The 15,807-nt window shown below is 73.3% G+C and carries 12 protein-coding genes; 1 reads left to right on the top strand and 11 read right to left on the bottom strand.

Annotation, left to right across the window (positions count from 1 at the left end; genetic code table 11):
• Positions 1–17: 17 nt before the first annotated feature.
• From KME79_RS35440 to KME79_RS35395, 10 genes are all read right to left on the bottom strand, one after another.
• Positions 18–1,256, bottom strand: a complete 1,239-nt coding sequence (locus KME79_RS35440) for a glycosyltransferase family 4 protein (RefSeq protein ID WP_219549649.1) — start codon at positions 1,254–1,256, stop codon at positions 18–20.
• Positions 1,253–2,521, bottom strand: coding sequence for an MATE family efflux transporter (locus KME79_RS35435; protein ID WP_219549647.1), 1,269 nt, complete (start codon positions 2,519–2,521; stop codon positions 1,253–1,255). Before KME79_RS35435 ends, KME79_RS35440 begins: the two co-directional genes overlap by 4 nt.
• A complete protein-coding gene (locus KME79_RS35430; RefSeq protein ID WP_219549645.1) occupies positions 2,518–3,825 on the bottom strand; it encodes a glycosyltransferase family 4 protein in 1,308 nt (435 codons plus the stop codon). Before KME79_RS35430 ends, KME79_RS35435 begins: the two co-directional genes overlap by 4 nt.
• Positions 3,813–4,565, bottom strand: coding sequence for an NTP transferase domain-containing protein (locus tag KME79_RS35425; protein WP_261808965.1), 753 nt, complete (start codon positions 4,563–4,565; stop codon positions 3,813–3,815). Before KME79_RS35425 ends, KME79_RS35430 begins: the two co-directional genes overlap by 13 nt.
• On the bottom strand, positions 4,558–5,253 hold the full coding sequence (locus KME79_RS35420; RefSeq protein ID WP_219549643.1) for an HAD family hydrolase: 696 nt from the start codon (positions 5,251–5,253) through the stop codon (positions 4,558–4,560). Before KME79_RS35420 ends, KME79_RS35425 begins: the two co-directional genes overlap by 8 nt.
• Entirely contained in the window at positions 5,250–6,635 is a 1,386-nt protein-coding gene (locus KME79_RS35415) for a 2-phospho-L-lactate transferase CofD family protein (protein WP_219549641.1), read from the bottom strand. The genes KME79_RS35420 and KME79_RS35415 overlap by 4 nt, the downstream gene beginning before the upstream one ends.
• A complete protein-coding gene (locus tag KME79_RS35410; RefSeq protein WP_308249178.1) occupies positions 6,632–7,387 on the bottom strand; it encodes a glycosyltransferase family 2 protein in 756 nt (251 codons plus the stop codon). Before KME79_RS35410 ends, KME79_RS35415 begins: the two co-directional genes overlap by 4 nt.
• A 49-nt stretch (positions 7,388–7,436) precedes the next feature.
• Positions 7,437–8,045 carry a hypothetical protein gene (locus tag KME79_RS35405; protein ID WP_219549639.1) on the bottom strand — a complete coding sequence of 203 codons (609 nt, stop codon included), beginning with the start codon at positions 8,043–8,045 and terminating at the stop codon, positions 7,437–7,439.
• A 294-nt stretch (positions 8,046–8,339) separates the two neighbouring features.
• Positions 8,340–9,548 (bottom strand): hypothetical protein, encoded by a 1,209-nt coding sequence (locus KME79_RS35400; RefSeq protein ID WP_219549637.1) that lies wholly within the window; start codon positions 9,546–9,548, stop codon positions 8,340–8,342.
• 140 nt (positions 9,549–9,688) lie between these two features.
• Entirely contained in the window at positions 9,689–10,753 is a 1,065-nt protein-coding gene (locus tag KME79_RS35395; RefSeq protein ID WP_219549635.1) for a HesA/MoeB/ThiF family protein, read from the bottom strand.
• A 138-nt stretch (positions 10,754–10,891) separates the two neighbouring features.
• Between KME79_RS35395 and KME79_RS35390 the strand changes: the two genes are divergently transcribed.
• Positions 10,892–14,065 (top strand): AfsR/SARP family transcriptional regulator, encoded by a 3,174-nt coding sequence (locus KME79_RS35390; RefSeq protein ID WP_219549634.1) that lies wholly within the window; start codon positions 10,892–10,894, stop codon positions 14,063–14,065.
• Positions 14,066–14,074: 9 nt separating this feature from the next.
• Here KME79_RS35390 and KME79_RS45680 read toward each other — a convergent pair whose 3' ends face one another.
• Positions 14,075–15,610 carry a PQQ-dependent sugar dehydrogenase gene (locus tag KME79_RS45680; RefSeq protein WP_246640965.1) on the bottom strand — a complete coding sequence of 512 codons (1,536 nt, stop codon included), beginning with the start codon at positions 15,608–15,610 and terminating at the stop codon, positions 14,075–14,077.
• Positions 15,611–15,807 lie beyond the last annotated feature (197 nt).

Genomic DNA, 15,807 nt, shown 5'->3' with positions numbered 1-15,807 from the left:
CACCGGGCGAGTACGGCTCACTTACGGGCGAGTGCGGACCGGTAGACCGCGATCGTCTCCTTCGCGGCCCCGGCCCAGCTCAGCCGCTCCCTGACGAACCGTTCCCCGCTGTCCGCGAGAGCGCGGCGGGCCACCGGATCTGCCATGAGGTCGATCACGGCGTCGGCGATGGATCCGGGGTCGGCGCTTCGCGCGTACCGCACGGCGGGGTCGGCGGGGTCGCCGAGGAAGATCCGGGAGAACCCGTCGCCGAGGATCGTCGGCCTGGCCAGAGCCATGGCCTCGGTCGCCACCAGGCCGAACGGCTCGAAGAGCGACGGGAAGACGCAGAGGTCGGCCAGCTCGTAGTACTCCAGCAGCGCCGCGACGTCGACGAACCCGCCCGAGGTGAGGACGCGCCCCTCCAGCCCGGCGTCCGCGACGATCCGCGCGACCCCGGCCTCGTCCCCCTCGCCGACGATCACCAGCCGGAGCCGGGGGAGCGCGACGGCGATCTTCTCCATCGCCTCCAGCAGCTGGTAGATCCCCTTCTGCCGTTCGACGCGGCCGACGAAGAGCAGGACAGGGTCGCCGTCCGCGATGCCGAGACGGGCGCGCAGCGCGGCGGCCCCGGAGCGGAGCGCGGCCCTGTCGACACCGGCGAGCCGCCGTTCGAACGTGCCGCCCAGACAGACCACGTCGATCGTGTCCCGGTCCCACCCGGCGGCGGCGAGCTGCTCGCGCACCTCCGGGGTGGCGACCACGACCCGGCGGGCGATCCGTCCCAGCCACCGCTCCAGGGCGGCGAACACGCCGACCGGGTCGGTGATGCTGCGCTGCGGCGCGACGCCGTACTCGGTGGTGTGTACGTGGAAGACGACCGGCAGCCGCAGCACGTAGTGGCACAGCAGGGCGGCCAGGAAGTTCGTCGAGTCGTGCACGGCGACCAGGTCGGGCCGCTGACCAGGGGCCAGCCGGCGCAGCCGCAGGAAGTACCGCCAGTTGCTCACCACGACGTTCACCGCGAGCAGGACGAACTCGGCCCGGCGCGTCCGGTTGAGCCTGCGGCGGCGGCTGATCGCGCCGAGCAGGCGGCCGAGCGGCCGGTAGACGGTGACGCCGTCGCGCCGCTCGTGCACCGGCAGGCGCCCGTCGTTCAGCGTGAACACGGCCATCTCCAGGTCGCGCGCCAGGTGCGGCGTGATCTCCTCGACGTAGCGGCCGAGCCCCGCGGTGATGTTGGGCGGGAACTGGTTGATGACGTGGACGACCCTCATCGTTCGACCTCCGGAGGACGGGCCCGGTACACCCGGGCCGCGGCGACGGCCACGACGGCTACCAGGACGAGATTGGTCAGTGCGAACCCCACCAGGCCCCCGGTCAGGCCCTGCCAGGAGATGAACACCGCCTGGCAGGCGAGCGCGAGGGGCGACCCGACGGCGAGGCAGGCGATGAGCACCTTGGCGCCCCGCACCCCGTCCATCGACAGGGCGAAGAGGTAGAGGTTGAACACCGTGTGGACGCCGATCCCCACCGCGGACAACGCCATCAGTCCGGGCGAGTACGGATACTCCGCGCGCAGCACCAGGAAGAACAGCGCGCTCGCGGCGAAGGAGAAGACGGCGGTGGCCACCGCGATCGCCGGCGCGAGGCGGCCGATCCGCCGCAGCGCCGCGACCTTGTCGGCCGTCGCCAGCACCGGCAGCAGCACGAGCCCGATCCCCTCGGTGAACACCACGCCGAGCAGCCTCTTCGGGAAGCCGTTGTAGATCGAGTAGACGCCGACGTCGCTCCCGGAGGCCCAGTGGTTGAGGAAGATCACGTCCACCCCGAACAGCACGGCGGTGAAGGCGGCGATGACGCTCATGTAGGCGCCGTGCCGGAGCAGTGAGCGCGCCAGGGACGCGGACCAGGAGCGCGGGACGATATCGAAGCCGATCACGGCCACGAGGGCGAACACGACGTTCGTGACGATCAGCGCGACCAGGTAGACCTCGGCGTCCCTGATGCCCGCGACCAGCAGGCAGTAGGCGGCCGTGGCCAGGTAGACGGCGGCGACGGCGAGCTTGAGCCCCGCCACGAACGCGAACTTCTTCAGCCCGCGCAGGAAGCTCTCGGTCAGCTGGTTCACCGTCATCGACAGGGCCAGCGCCAGCGCGAAGCAGAGCGTACGGACGTCGACGCCGAGCAGGCGGGTCAGCGCCGGGGCGGCCAGCAGCCCGGCGGCGACCAGTCCGCCGCCCAGCGCCAGCGTGGTGAACAGCGCCGTCGTCACCAGGGCGGGCCGGTCCTGCGGCTCGGCTCTCGGCAGCTCCTGGAACATGACGTAGTTCAGGTTGAGCAGCATGCCGACGGTGACGATCAACGCGATCGTCAGCACCAGGGTGAACCGGCCGAACGCCGCCGCGCCGATCCCCCAGGCGATGACGAGCGTCGTCGCCGCCGCCGTCCCGCTGGCGGCGATCCCCACCAGCGTCGGCCACACGGCCCACCCCCGCCCGCCGACCAACCTGGCCACGTGCTCGCGGAGCGCGGACGTCACGGGGTCACCTCCGCGTACGCCGCCAGCGTGGTTTCGGCCGTGCGCGTCCAGGAGTATCGCGCGCGGACGTGCTCGGCGCCGCGCCGGGCGAGCCCGGCCGCGTGCTCCGGGTCGTCCAGGCAGCGCGACAGGGTCGCGGCCAGTTCCTCCGGCTCTCCGGTACGGCAGCGGACCGCCCCGTCGCCGACCACCTCCGGCGAGTAGCCCGGCCCGACCACGACCGGCCGTCCCAGCGCCATCGCCTCCACGGCGACCAGCCCGAACGGCTCGTACGACGAGGGGAAGGCGCACACGTCGGCGGCCAGGAAGTGCGCGAACACCTCGGGCGGGTCCAGGAACCGGTAGCCGGCGACCACGTGCCCGCCGACGCCCTCCCGCTCGATCAGCCGGGCCACCTCCGCGTCGTCGCCGCTGCCGATGAGCACCACCCGCAGGTCGTCGCGGTCGCGGAGCAAGGGCACCGCTTCGATCAGCGTGCGCACGCCCTTGTGCGGCGACAGGCGACCGGCGAAGACGACCAGCCTTCCGGCGCCGCCGGGCAGGTAGCGGGCCCTGACCTCCGCGCGGAGCCGGTCGCGCTCGGCGGGGGAGAGCCCGGCCAGCCGCACCAGCTCGGGATCCTCGAACCCGTGCGGCACGACCCGCAGCCGCCCCGGCGGCCAGCCGCGCGCCACCAGCTCGTCCCGCATGCCCGCGCTCGGCACCAGGATCAGGTTCGCCAGCCGGGCCTGCGCGTTCTCCAGCGCGGTGATGCCGGCGGTCACGGCGGTGCGGCGCGCCCCCGGTGCGGTGTTGTGCTCACAGGTGTGCACATGGAACACCACCGGCATCCGCCCGACCACCCGGCACAGGATCCCGGCGATGCACCCCATCCAGTCGTGCACCGCCACCACCGCCCCGGACCGCCGCCCACCACTCCGCAGGATCCGCGCCGCGACCCGCACGTTGAAAACGACCAACCCGGCAACCCTGACCAGCGACCGGACACCCCCACGCGAACGGGCGTCCGCACGCGGCTGGGTGTCCTCGGGCGGGCGGGTGTTCTCGCGTGGGTCGGTGGGTTTGGGTGGGTGTGGGTGGGCGGGCTGTCCGGCGGTGGGCAGGCGGTGCAGGGTGACGTCGCCGGTCTGTTCGGTACTGGCCCGCGTGTGCCGGCCTACCGCGCCGTACACCTCGATGGGGACGCCGGCGGTGCGCAGGGCGGGGAGCATCCGCTCGGCGTACCGTCCCAGACCGCCGACGACGTTCGGCGGGACCTCGGTGCAGACGACGTGGCAGCGGCGCGGCCGGGTCAGTCCGGGCACCGCTGGAACGCCTGGCGGGCGAAGTCGAGGTCGTCCGGGGTGTTGACGCCGCGGGCCTCGGAGGGGTCGGTGACCGGCACCACCGTCACCGGCCTGCCGCGGACCTGCGACAGGTACGGCAGGAACGGCAGGAAGTTGACCTCACCGGTGGCCGCACCGGGGGCGGCGTCGAGCAGGTAGCCCGCCCACGCCTCCGCCAGCCCGTCCGTGCCGAGGCAGAAGACGCCGACGTCGCTGAGCCCGCCGGGCCGGCAGTCGTCCCCCTCGCGGGACATCCGCACCCTGACCAGGGCCGGCCCGTCCAGCTCGTACTCGACGTACGGCGCGGGCATCGGCACCAGCGGGAGGGTGAGGCCGTCATGGCAATCCCGCACCACCTGCCGCACGGTCGCCGGGGACAGGTTCACCTGGTCACCCCAGACCACCAGGATCCGGTCGTACCCCTCCCAGTGCGCGACGGCCCCGAAGATCGCGTCACCCATGCCCGTCGGCCGCGCCTGGACGCTCACCGAGACGGCGCCGCGCTCGATCTCCTCAGCGGCCAGGCGGCGGAACGGGATCTCGCCGGCGGGGGAGACCACCACGTGGACGTGCTCCACCCAGGGGCTCAGCCGCCGGTGCAGCAGGTGCCACACGGTGACGCCGTCCGCGATCTCCAGCATGATCTTCGGGATGCCGAGGCCGAGCCTGGTCCCGCTCCCGGCCGCCGGGATCACCGCGCAGACGCGCTGGTCACTCACTGCCATTCACTCCCCTGCCGAGGAAGTCCACGATCTCGTCCAGATCCCGCACCTGGGTCGCCCCCGCTGCCGGTTCCGCCGCGTTGACCTGCAATGTCACCAGCCCGGCGCCGACGGCGGAGGCGACGCCGTGCTCGGAGTCCTCCAGGGCCACGGCGTCGTCCGGGTCGACGGACCAGCGCTCGCAGGCGTGCCGGTAGAACGCCGGGTCCGGCTTGCCCGACGGGGCGTCGTCGCCGGTGAGCACGCCGCTGAAGTAGCCGCCCAGCGAGCAGGCCGCCAGGACCCGTTCGACCGAGCCCCTGCTGCCGCTGGTGACCAGGTAGGCGGTGCGGCCGCCGCTGGTCAGGCGGTCGAGCAGCCGCCCGGCGCCGGGGAACGACGCCACCCTGCCCGCTTCCACGTACTCCCGGTAGAGCCGCTGCTTGCGCCGGACCAGCCGTTCGGCCACGTCACCGCCGACGCCCAGCCCGGCCACCACCTCGCGCGTGGTCGCCCCCGCGTGCGCGTCGTACCGGAAGGAACCGAGCGCGGACGGCGCGAGCTCCCCGATCGCGGCGCGGAACGCCGCCGCGTGCACGGGCGCGGAGTCGACGAGCGTGCCATCCAGATCACAGAGCCAGACCCGCCGCCCGGCGACCATCGCCGCCAGACCCTCGTGGCCCAGCCGGCCATCCGCCGGGGTCATGGGGTCCTCGTCAGGGCGGCCTCGTCGGCGATGTCCATCAGGGCGCGTACGGTGCGGGGGCCGCAGTGGACGCCGGGGCGGTCGGCGTCGGCCAGGTCGGCGGTGACCCATCGGGCGCCCGCCCAGACGCCGCCGGCGACGACGTCGGACGGGACGCCCGGCGCGTCCGGGGCGCGGTGGCTGAGGACGTGCGTGACGGTGCCGCGCTCGTTGCCCGGGTCGCCGAGGTAGGACAGGGTACGGCCGACCAGCTCGGGTGCGCTCAGCCCTTGGACGTCGTGGTCGTCGCGGGTGTTGACGACGAACACCTTGGCCGCGGCCCGGCTCTTCGCGATCGCGTCCGCGACCCCCGGCGTCAGGTAGCTGGGCAGCAGGGACGAGTGCGGGGTGCCCGGCCCGTACAGGAGAAGGTCGGCGTTCCTGATCGCGTCCCCGGCCTCCGGGTTGAGCGAGACCGTGGCGCGCAGGTCCGCCAGGATCCGCCGCACCTCCTGGACGGGTCTCGCCGCCAGCTCGGCCCGGCGCTCGAAGGTCAGCGGCTCGCGGAGCAGGAACAGGTCGGTGATCGCGGCGGCATCCTGCGGCGCGACGATGTCCGCCTCGTCGGCCAGGAGCCGGCCGTCCTGCTTGAGCGCGACCAGGAACGCGTTCTCGCCGCCGGTGACGTTCACCAGGCCGAGCGGTGACTCGAACGTCCGGGCGCACGCGCGTACTGCGGCGTTGAAGTCCTCGCCCAGCCGCAGGTACGCACCGGCGAACACCAGGTTGCCGAGCGCGCACTCGGTCAGATCGAGCCCGTCTGGATGGCTGTCGACCCAGCGCAGAAGCACGGCCAGGTCCCGCCCGATCGCGGCACGCGCCTGCGGCGAGAGAGCCGCTGGGTCCGGCGCGTTCGTGGTACGCGCCGACGGCGGCAAGGCGGCTGGGTCCGGCGCGTTCGTGGTACGCGTCGAGGGCGAGGCCGGACCGCCTATCGCGTCGGCGAGCTCCTCCTTGCCGGCGGTGAGCCGGTGCTCCAGCACCGAGCGGAGGGCGACTGGGTCGGGCGCGTCCGCGGTGCGTGCAGGGGATGACGGGCTGCTTATCGCGTGGGCCAGGGCGCCGAGTTCCTGCGCGCCGGCGGTGAGCCGGTGTTCCAGGACTGAGCGGAGGGCGGCCTGACGGGGGTCGCGGTCGTCGAGGTGGACCAGGAGGTTCTTGCGGAAGTCGGAGGGGCCGAGCATGCCGGGGAGGTAGCGCCGGAGGGCGCCGGTGGACCGCCCGTTGTCGTAGCCGTTGATCACCAGTGTGAGGTCCACCCCGGGCGTGCGTAAGAGGCCGCGCGCGATGCCGGCCCCGCCGCGCCCGCCGCTGAAGAGGGTGACGGCGGTGCGGCCGCTCATCGGGCCCGCTCCGTCATCCCGCGCGCCGGTTCCGACGCCTCCGGGAGGCGGAGCACGCCCCGGCGTAACAGCCACCGGCGATAGCCGAGATAGCCCACGAACAGGGCGCGGTCCCGCGCCCCGCGCCAGAACCGCCACCCCCGGGCGCCGCCGCCGCGCTCCCGGTGCTCGATCGGGATCTCCACCCAGGTGTGGCCGAGCTCCGCGACCCTGGCGGTGATCTCGGTCGAGCAGTTCATCCCGCTCGACTCCAGGTGCAGGGCGCGCAGCAGCGGGCCGCGTACCACCTTGAAGATCGAGTTGTAGTCGCGGTACCGGGTGCCGTGCGTGAGGTTGCTGACCGCGCCGCTGGCGGCCGAGCCCCACCGGTACGCGACACCGTCGGCCTTCCTGATCCGGGCGCCGGAGAAGGCGTCCGCCTCGCCCGCCCGTACCCGGTCCAGGAAGGCGTCCAGGGCGGAGATCGGGAACTGCCCGTCGGAGTCGAGCAGCACGACCCAGTCCATCCGGGTGTGCGCGATGGCGGCGGCGATGGCCGCGCCGGCGCCCCGGTTCCGGGGAAAGGTGACGACGACCAGTTCGGGGCAGTGCTCCCGCAGGTCCGCGAGGATCTCGCCGGTCGCGTCGGTGCTGCCGTCGTCGCAGACGACGATCTCCCAGGCGCCGATCGCCGGGTGCCCGGCCAGGTAGTCGCGCCATTCGGTCACCGCCGCCGCGATGTTCGCCGCCTCGTTGTAGGCGGGCGCCGCCACCGAGATGCCGATGGTCGGCGGTACGTCGTGGGTGTCCAGCTTCGCCTCCTCAGTGACGGCCTGGCGTGCTTCCCAGCAGGCGGGCGATCCAGCGGTCCAGCGGGAGCAGGTTGATCCCGACGACGATCGGCACGTGCGCCAGCGTGAACAGCACCGCCCCGGCGAAGGAGATCGGCCCGCCGGTGATCACGTTGATGTGCGGCGCGTCGATGACCTCGGGGATGTCGACCGGGTTCACGACCTGCCACATGACGTCGAGGAGCCCGGAGAACACGATGACGATGCCGCTGATCGCGATCTTCAGGCAGCGCCCGGGGCTGCCACCGCCGATGCGGTAGGCGGCGGCGACGGTGAGCACGAGCCCGGGATAGAGCAGCAGGTAAAGATGGGTGTAGAAGCTGTCGCCCTCGACGCGCCCGACGTCCCCGTAATAGAAGTAACTGACGCGCGGGATCACGTACGCGGTGAAGAACACGAACGGGACGCACAGCAGCCAGTGCAGGCGTTCCGACACCCACGGGAAGAACGCGATCGCGCAGCACAGAAAGGCGAAGGCGAGCAGTTTGACGCCGAGCTCCCAGGCGGCGCCGATCTCCCGGCCGTGCGGCGTGGCCAGCCAGGCGAACGCGAAGCCGAGCGTCCCCGCGAGGAGGGCCATCCACCACAGGTGCGGGGCCCATCGGGAGGGGGCGGGGTGCTCCGCGTCCGCGAGAGGTAACGGAGACTGCGGTGTGTCGCCACGGGCCGTCATGAAGCTCCGCATCTCCCATCCCACGTCGCCACGCGAAGAGCTGGTGACCTGGAGAAACGCGCCGGACCCTGATTTACGCCGAAATAACCGGCGTTACGGCGTCCGTAATTCCACACATTCCCCCGTCGTCATCCCGAAAAGGGACCCTATACGTTCCTCTGCATAGATGGGGAGATTTTTCGTGGATCCGGCGGAATGGGCTCAGAGGAGCGCCCCCGCGCGCCGCAGCCGTCGTTCACGGAGCGCGAGCAGCGGGGGCAGACCGAGCCGCAGCCCCACGTACGCGGTCACGACGAGGGCCTCCCAGAAGCCGGCCGAGCCGACCTGTCCCTCGGCGAACTGCGTCACGCCCCACTGGGCCAGCGAGACCATCAGCGGCAGCATGACGGTGAGGAACACCCAGGCCATGACGGCGATGCCCGCGACGTAGAGGAGCGCGAACCAGCGGGCCATCGCGCGGTCCCGCGCGCCCGCCCCGGCCAGTTCGGCCGTCTCCGGCCCGGTGAGTCGGAAGATCCGGTTCTTCACCGTCAGCCAGGTGACCCGGTAGAGGTTGTGGCAGCGCAGGGCGTTGGCGAGCAGGGCGTACGAGTCGCTGCGCAGCGGCAGGGCGGCCCACTGCCACACGATGGCGACGATCCTGAACAGGACCACGGCGGCGAGCAGGTCGTCCAGGGCGCCGGGCGGGACGAGCATCCGCAGGCCCAGCGCGGCCGCCACGACCACGGTCTCGACGGCCATCCCGGCCAGGTACACCCCGTGACGCCGGTCGCGCGGCACCGCGACGATCTGGGTCAGGTCGGTCTCGTAGACGATGTACATGCCCCGGTAGCTCACCCGGAAGGTCGCGGGGACGCCGATCGCCCGTCCGGCGAGCCAGTGCCAGGCCTCGTGCAGCGCGCCGAACGCGATGCCCAGCACCAGCCATCCGAACACGGACAGCCCGGGACTGGGCAGGAACCACGCGTCCTGCCAGGAAGGGCGCAGGTCGGGACGCGTCACGAGGACGGCGAGCGCGAACAGGAGCGCCACCGTGTAGAACGACCAGCCGGTACGCCCGAACAGGCGGGCCGCCGCCCGGGGGCTGATCCCCTCGATCCACTTGACCCGCCGGCCGGCGGGCGCGACGGTGTCGTCCGGCGCCGCGGCCGGGTCGAGCAGGCCCGCGGCCGTGAGGCCGTCGATGAAGTCGCCTCCGTCGACCGGTTCGCCGGCCGCCTCGCTCGCCCGGGCCGTCGCCTCGTCCGCCGAGCCCGTCTCCTGCAAGGTGGTGACGAACACCGCGCCCGGCTCCGGCACCGCGACGAAGACGCCCAGGTCCGGCCGGCCCAGGACCCAGGCCGAGCCGTCGAAGGCGACCGTCAGCCGTGCGGCCCGTTCGCGCAGGTCAGCGTCCAAGGACGCGGTCATTCTTCTCCGCCTTCACATCTGAGGGGGGCCGCGCTCCCCGGAGTGGAGCGCGGCCCCGGATCATCAGGAGTCCGACCCCGGGTCCGCGTCCACGGTCAGGCGGGTGTTCTCGATCCGCACGATCTCGATCTTCATTCAGGTCACCTCCCTCCGCACACGTCACAGTCGGGATTGCGGGGCCACTCGGTACGACTCGTGGCGCAACCGCCCGCGAAGTCGACGATGAGCGGCCGACCGGCGTACGCCGGTGGCTCGAATCCGGTCAGATAGCGCAGGACCTCGAACGCGCCGTACGCGCCCAGGAGGCCGGCGACCGGGCCGATGCCGCGGTTCGGCCGGGCCCCGTCGCGGTAGAGGCGGATCGCGGCCAGGTCCGGCGCGTCGGGATCGGCGGTCGGCGGCACGCAGGCGCGGCAGGCGCTGACCCCCGGCGCGACCGACCAGACCGTGCCCGAGGTGACCCACATGCCGCCCCTGACGAACGGCACCCCGTGCCGCACGCAGGCCGCGTTGACCCACAGGTCGATCTCGTTCGGCCGGTCGATGCCCGAGGCCACGACGTCGGGCCTGGTACGCCCGACGAGCTCGTCCAACTGCTCCGGGCTCTCGACGCCCAGGTCGATCGCCTCGACCTCGATGGACGGGTCGAAGGCGCGGACCCAGTCCGCGGCGCGCGCCACCTTACGGGAGCCGACGTCGTCCCAGCGGTAGAGGTACTGCCGCGCGAAGTTGCGCGGGTCCACGGTGTCCCGGTCGAGGAGCGTCATCCTGCCGACGCCCAGCCCGGCGAGGTGGGGGATGGTGTTGGAGTTCAGCCCGCCGGTGCCGAGCACCAGCACGTGCGACTCGCGGAGCCGCCCCAGCAGGTCCTCGCGGCTGCTCGCGAGGGTGCCGAACGACTCGAGGAAGGCCAGGTTGCTGAAGTGGCGTTCGGCGTCGCCCGGTCCGAGCTTGCCCAGGCGGTCGCCGTCCTCCAGCAGCCGCTCGGCGTCCAGCGCGGCCACGGCGGCCGAGACGTCGGCGACCGGCAGCGACAGCTCGCCGGCGAGCTCCGCGACGGTCCGGCCGCCCTCCCGCAGCAGGTGGAGGAGCTTCTCCACCGTGCCGTCGGGGTCGGGGAGCACCAGCCGGTCGCGGGGGTCGTACACGAGCCGCAGCTCGTCTCCGGCCCGCTCCCACGCCAGGGTCTTCAGTCGCGGCCTCATCCGTTCGTCAGCGCCAATCTTCGCGGGGAACTCTGGACAGACGATGACACCCGCCCGCATGGCCGGCGCATGGATCCCGCACGGATCGGCCACAGGCGAGATTGCTCTCGCGTGGGCGCTGCACTAGCGTCTGCCGGTGTGCGTCGGAAGGGTGCCCGCGTCCTCCTCCTCGGTCCCCTGGAGGTCGTCGTGGACGGCCGGGCGGTGCGCCTGACCGGCAGGCAGCGCGCGCTGCTGGCGGGCCTCCTGCTCGACGCCGGTCGCGTGGTGTCGGTGGAGCGGCTGGCCGGACGCCTCTGGGGCGAGGATCTGCCGCCGTCGGCGGCGGCCCGGGTACGCGCCCTGATCGCGGAGCTGCGCCGGGCGCTCGGGGCGGCCGAGGTCATCGTGACCAGGAGCCCCGGCTATCTGGTCCCCGCCGGGGCCGTCGACGTGGACGCCGACGAGTTCGCCGCCCTGGTCGCGACGGCGCGCCGGGAGGCGGGCGACGGCCTGCACGCCGAGGCGATCACCACGTACGACCGGGCCCTCGAACTGTGGCGCGGCGACCCGTACCCGGATCTGGGCGGACCCGTCGCCGAGGCTGAGCGGCACCGGCTCGACGAGCTCAGGACCGAGGCGATCGAGGGCCGGGCGGAGGCCCAGCTGGCGGTGGGGCGGCATCAGGCGGTCATCGCCGGGCTGACGAGGGTCGTGGCCGAGCAGCCGCTGCGGGAGCGCCCGCACGGCCTGCTCATGCTGGCGCTGCACCGGGGCGGACGCCTTCCCGAGGCGCTGCGGGTCTACCGGGAGTTCCGGGACCGGCTCGTACGCGAACTCGGCGTCGAACCGGGCCGTGACCTGCAGTCGCTGCACCAGAGCATCCTCGAAGAGGACCCCGCCGCGCGGCCGGCGCCGGTTCCCCGGCAGCTGCCTCCCGACACCGGCCGTTTCGTCGGCCGCGAGGCGGAGCTGCCGCGGATGGACGCGGGCCGGGTGACGCTCCTGGTCGGCCCCGCCGGCGTCGGGAAGACCGCGCTGGCGCTCCACTGGGCGCACCGGCGGGCCGGGCTCTTCCCGGACGGGCAGCTCTTCCTCGACCTGCGGGGCTTCGACCGGCGCGCGCCGATGCCGCCGTCGGAGGCGCTGCCGCTGCTGCTGCAGGGGCTCGGTCAGGCGGCGAAGGACATCCCGGTCGAGCTGGACGCGCAGATCGCGCTGTACCGCTCGCTGCTCGCGGGCCGGCGCGTGCTGCTGGTCCTGGACGACGTCGCCGAGCCGGACCAGATCCGCCCGCTGCTGCCGGGCGACCCCGGATGCCGGGTCGTCATCACCAGCCGCCACCGCCTGGGCGGCCTGGTGGCCCTGGACGGCGTCGAACGGCTCACGCTCGGCGTCCTGGAGCCCGGGGAGGCGCTGCGGCTGATCTCCGCGGGCGTCGGCGAGGAGCGGCTGCGCCGGGAGCCGGAGGCCGCGCGGGAGCTCGTGGCGCTCTGCGACCACTCCCCACTGGCGCTCTCCATCGCCGTGTCCTGGATCGGCGACCACGAACACCGGAGGATCGCCGACTACGTGCGCGAGCTCGCGGAGCGCGGGCGGCTGGTGCGCCTGCGGGTGGACGGCGACGAGAGCGTGGCCGTGCGCGCCGCTCTAGACCTGTCGTACAGGGCGCTGCCCGCGCCGGCGCAGCGCGTGTTCCGCCTGCTCGGCCTGGCGCGCGGCGCCGGCATCTCGGCCGCGGCCGTCGCCGCCCTGGCGGGCACGGACCGCGAGCGGGCGGAGGTCCTGCTCGGCACGGCGGCGCGGATCCACCTGATCGAGGAGATCGGCCCGCGCCGCTTCGCCGCGCACGACCTGGTGGGGGAGTACGCGGCCCAGCGCGCTCTCGCGGAGGACTCCGAGGCCGAACGGGAGGCCGCCGTCCGGCGGCTGTTCGACCACTACCTGTCCACCACCGTCGACGCTCTGGCGGTGGCCGGCTTCGAGGTCCCGGAGACGCCGGGTCAGGACGCGACGGCCTTCGCCACCGCGGCGCAGGCGCTCGGCTGGCTGGACACCGAATGGGACAACCTCACCGGGGTGATCGCGTCCGGGGCGCGGCCGTACGCCTGGCTGCTGGCCGAGGCCATGACCGACGTCCTGCAGCACCGCCGGACCCGGGCGGAGTGGCTGCGCCTGGCCGAGACCGCGCTGGCCGCCGCCGAGCGCGACGGCGACCTCAGAGGGCAGGCCGCGATGTGCTACTCCATCGGCCGGGCCCGCCTGCTCACCGCCGACCTCAAGGGCGCGATGGGCTTCCTGGAACGGGCGCAGGAGCTGTGCCGGCTGGCCGGCTGGTCCCAGGGCGAGGCCTCGGTGCTGCAGAGCCGCGGCGTGGTGCTCAAACAGCTCGGGGAGCCGCGCCGGGCCATCCCCCTCTACCAGCGGGCCGTGGAGATCCACCGCGAGCTCGGGTCCGTCCGCGGCGAGGCGCGCGGGCTCAACAACCTGGCCTCGGCCAACCTCATGCTGGCCCGGCTGGACCGCGCCGAGGAGTGCCTGCTCGCCTGCCTCGCCCTGACCGAGCGGTCAGGCGACACGCATCTGCGGACGCTGACGCTGGTCAACCTCGCCCTGGTCCGTCAGAAGCAGGCCCGGCTCGCCGACGCGCTCGCGTACCTCGAAGAGGCGCTGGCCCTGGCCCAGGCCGCGGGCCTGCGGTACGCCGAGGCGGTGACGTACGAGACGTTCGGCTGGGTCCACCGCGACGCCGGCCGCCACGAGCGGGCGATCGACGCCTTCACCCGGGCGCTGGGCATCGCCGAGGAGGTCGAGAACAGGCGGTGCCAGATCGCCTCGCTCACCGGCACGGCCGCCGTGGAGACGGAGCTGGGCCGGACGGACGACGCGCTCGCGCACCTCGACGCCGCCGCGCGGCTCGCCGAGCGCACCGGCACCGACCTGGACGAGGTGCTGCTGGAGCGCGCCGGCGCCCACTTCCGTCAGGGCCGGTACGAGGACGCGCGGAAGGAGGCCGGCCAGGCGCTCGAACGCGCGCTCACCGCCAACCCGCTCAACCTGCCCCGCGCGCACGTCCTGCTCGCCGCCGTCCACCTGGCGGCGGGCGACGGCGAGGAGTGCGTACGGGCGTGCGAGCGGGCCATCAGTCTGGCCCGCCGCTCCGGCCAACGCCTGCAGTACGCCCGCGCCCTGACGATCCTCGGCCACGCCCGCAGCCGGGAAGGCGACGACGGGCAGGCCGCGCGTCTCTGGACCCGGGCGCATGCGCTGTTCACGGCCATCGGCGCGCCCGACCGGAGCGAGACGGCGGCCCTCCTGGGGTCGCGGACGTAGCCCTTCCCGTCAGCGGCGGACGACGGCGCAGGCGTCCCTGTTGAGCGAGAACCGGGTCGGCAGGGACGCGTCGCCCGTATGGCTCGCCAGGTAGCCCATGGTGACGCTCTGGCCGGGGGCGATGGAGCCGTTGTGCCCGGCGTTGACCGCGGTCACGAAGTCGCCGCCCTGCGTGAGGTCGGTGTTCCAGTCGGAGATGACGGACTGGCCCCGGGCCATGGAGAACCGCAGCGTCCAGCCGTTGATCGGGGTGCTGCCGGTGTTGGTGATCGTGAGGTCGACCGTCATGCCGCCGCCCCAGACCTGGGTGGTGTACCCGATCCGGCAGGTCGGCTCCGCGCGCTCGAACGAGACGCGGTGCAGGCCGCCGGGCAGGTCGTTGACGACGTACAGCTCGCCCTCCGTGGTGGCCCCGAACGCCGTGACCTGCGTGGGCATCTGGCCGATCTCCGCCACGGAGTAGCCGCCCGCGCCGTCCTCGCGCACCGCCCACACGATGGAGGAGCAGTAGTCGGTGGCGATGTAGGTGCCGCCGACCAGATCGGCGAACTCCTCGCCGTGGTACACCTGCCCGCCGATGACCGCGCAACTGCCGGTGTACGGGGAGTAGGTGAAGACCGGCTTGGTGTAGGCGGCGCCGGAACGGCACTGGTCCGCGTCGAACACCTCCAGTCCTTCGTAGCAGGACCAGCCGAGGTTCGCGCCGGCCTGCCGTCCGGGCTTGACGTGGTTGATCTCCTCCCACCTGCCCTGACCGACGTCGGCGATCCACATCGAGCCGTCCGCGGGGTCGACGGAGAAGCGCCAGGGGTTGCGCCCGCCGTACATCCAGATCTCCTCGCGGGCGCCCGCCACGCCGACGAACGGGTTGTCCTCGGGGACGCAGTACGCCAGGTCGCCGCAGCTCCGGCTGACGTCGACGCGGAGGATCTTGCCCAGCAGGGTGTCCACGCGCTGCCCGGAGTCGAACGGGTCGCCGGAACCGCCGCCGTCGCCGATGCTCATGTACAGGTTGCCGTCGGTGCCGAAGGTGATCTGGCCGCCGTTGTGGTTGCTGTGCTCGGCATGCTCCTGGGACAGCAGCGGTTCGAGTTCCGCCTCGTCCAGGCTGTATCGGCCCAGGGTCACGGCGCCGTCGGGCAGCGCGGTGTAGGCCAGGTAGAGGTCCTGGCTCTCGGCGAAGTCGGGCGGCAGGGCGATGCCGAGCAGCCCCCGCTCGTTGCCGGACTCGTCCACGGACGACGTGATGTCGATGATCGGGGTCTGCTCAAGACCGGTGTCCGGGTGGTAGACGCGTACGGTGCCGCGCTTCTCGGTGATGAGCAGCCGGTCCGTCCCGTCGTCGGGCGTGGCGATGGCGGTGGGGCGCCGCAGTCCGAAGGCGACCTGGGTCGTGGTCGTGTTGATCGATTCGAGCGGCACGCCGCCGTCCGTGACGGACGACGGCGTCGCGGCCGTGGCCGGGGGGGCGATCGCGGTCAGGGGGGCGAGGAGTAGCAGGGACAAGGCGAGCGACGCGGGGGCTGCCCGGCGCTTTGCTGGCATGTCGGCTCCAGTGACGGGGCTTCGTCGGAGCGCGTCCGGGATCGCGACACCCGCGTCCCGCGGTGCCGTGCCTGGACGCGCCCGACCGGACGGTATCCGCCCGCCGCCGTCCCGGCCAGGTCTCTCCCTTCCCGCAGGCGTCGTCAGACCCTTACTCGCCGCTGATCAGGGACGACGCGAGCGCACTCCGGTGAGGA

Source organism: Nonomuraea harbinensis, from assembly GCF_019396385.1.
Lineage (GTDB): Bacteria > Actinomycetota > Actinomycetes > Streptosporangiales > Streptosporangiaceae > Nonomuraea > Nonomuraea ferruginea.
This window is presented reverse-complemented; position numbering and strand designations above follow the sequence as displayed.

Coding starts and splice junctions, on each gene's coding strand:
- KME79_RS35440 (WP_219549649.1), bottom strand. CDS start 1,256: ATGAGGGTCGTCCACGTCATCAACCAGTTCCCGCCCAACATCACCGCG.
- KME79_RS35420 (WP_219549643.1), bottom strand. CDS start 5,253: ATGACCCCGGCGGATGGCCGGCTGGGCCACGAGGGTCTGGCGGCGATG.
- KME79_RS35415 (WP_219549641.1), bottom strand. CDS start 6,635: ATGAGCGGCCGCACCGCCGTCACCCTCTTCAGCGGCGGGCGCGGCGGG.
- KME79_RS35405 (WP_219549639.1), bottom strand. CDS start 8,045: ATGGCCCTCCTCGCGGGGACGCTCGGCTTCGCGTTCGCCTGGCTGGCC.
- KME79_RS35400 (WP_219549637.1), bottom strand. CDS start 9,548: ATGACCGCGTCCTTGGACGCTGACCTGCGCGAACGGGCCGCACGGCTG.
- KME79_RS35395 (WP_219549635.1), bottom strand. CDS start 10,753: ATGAGGCCGCGACTGAAGACCCTGGCGTGGGAGCGGGCCGGAGACGAG.
- KME79_RS45680 (WP_246640965.1), bottom strand. CDS start 15,610: ATGCCAGCAAAGCGCCGGGCAGCCCCCGCGTCGCTCGCCTTGTCCCTG.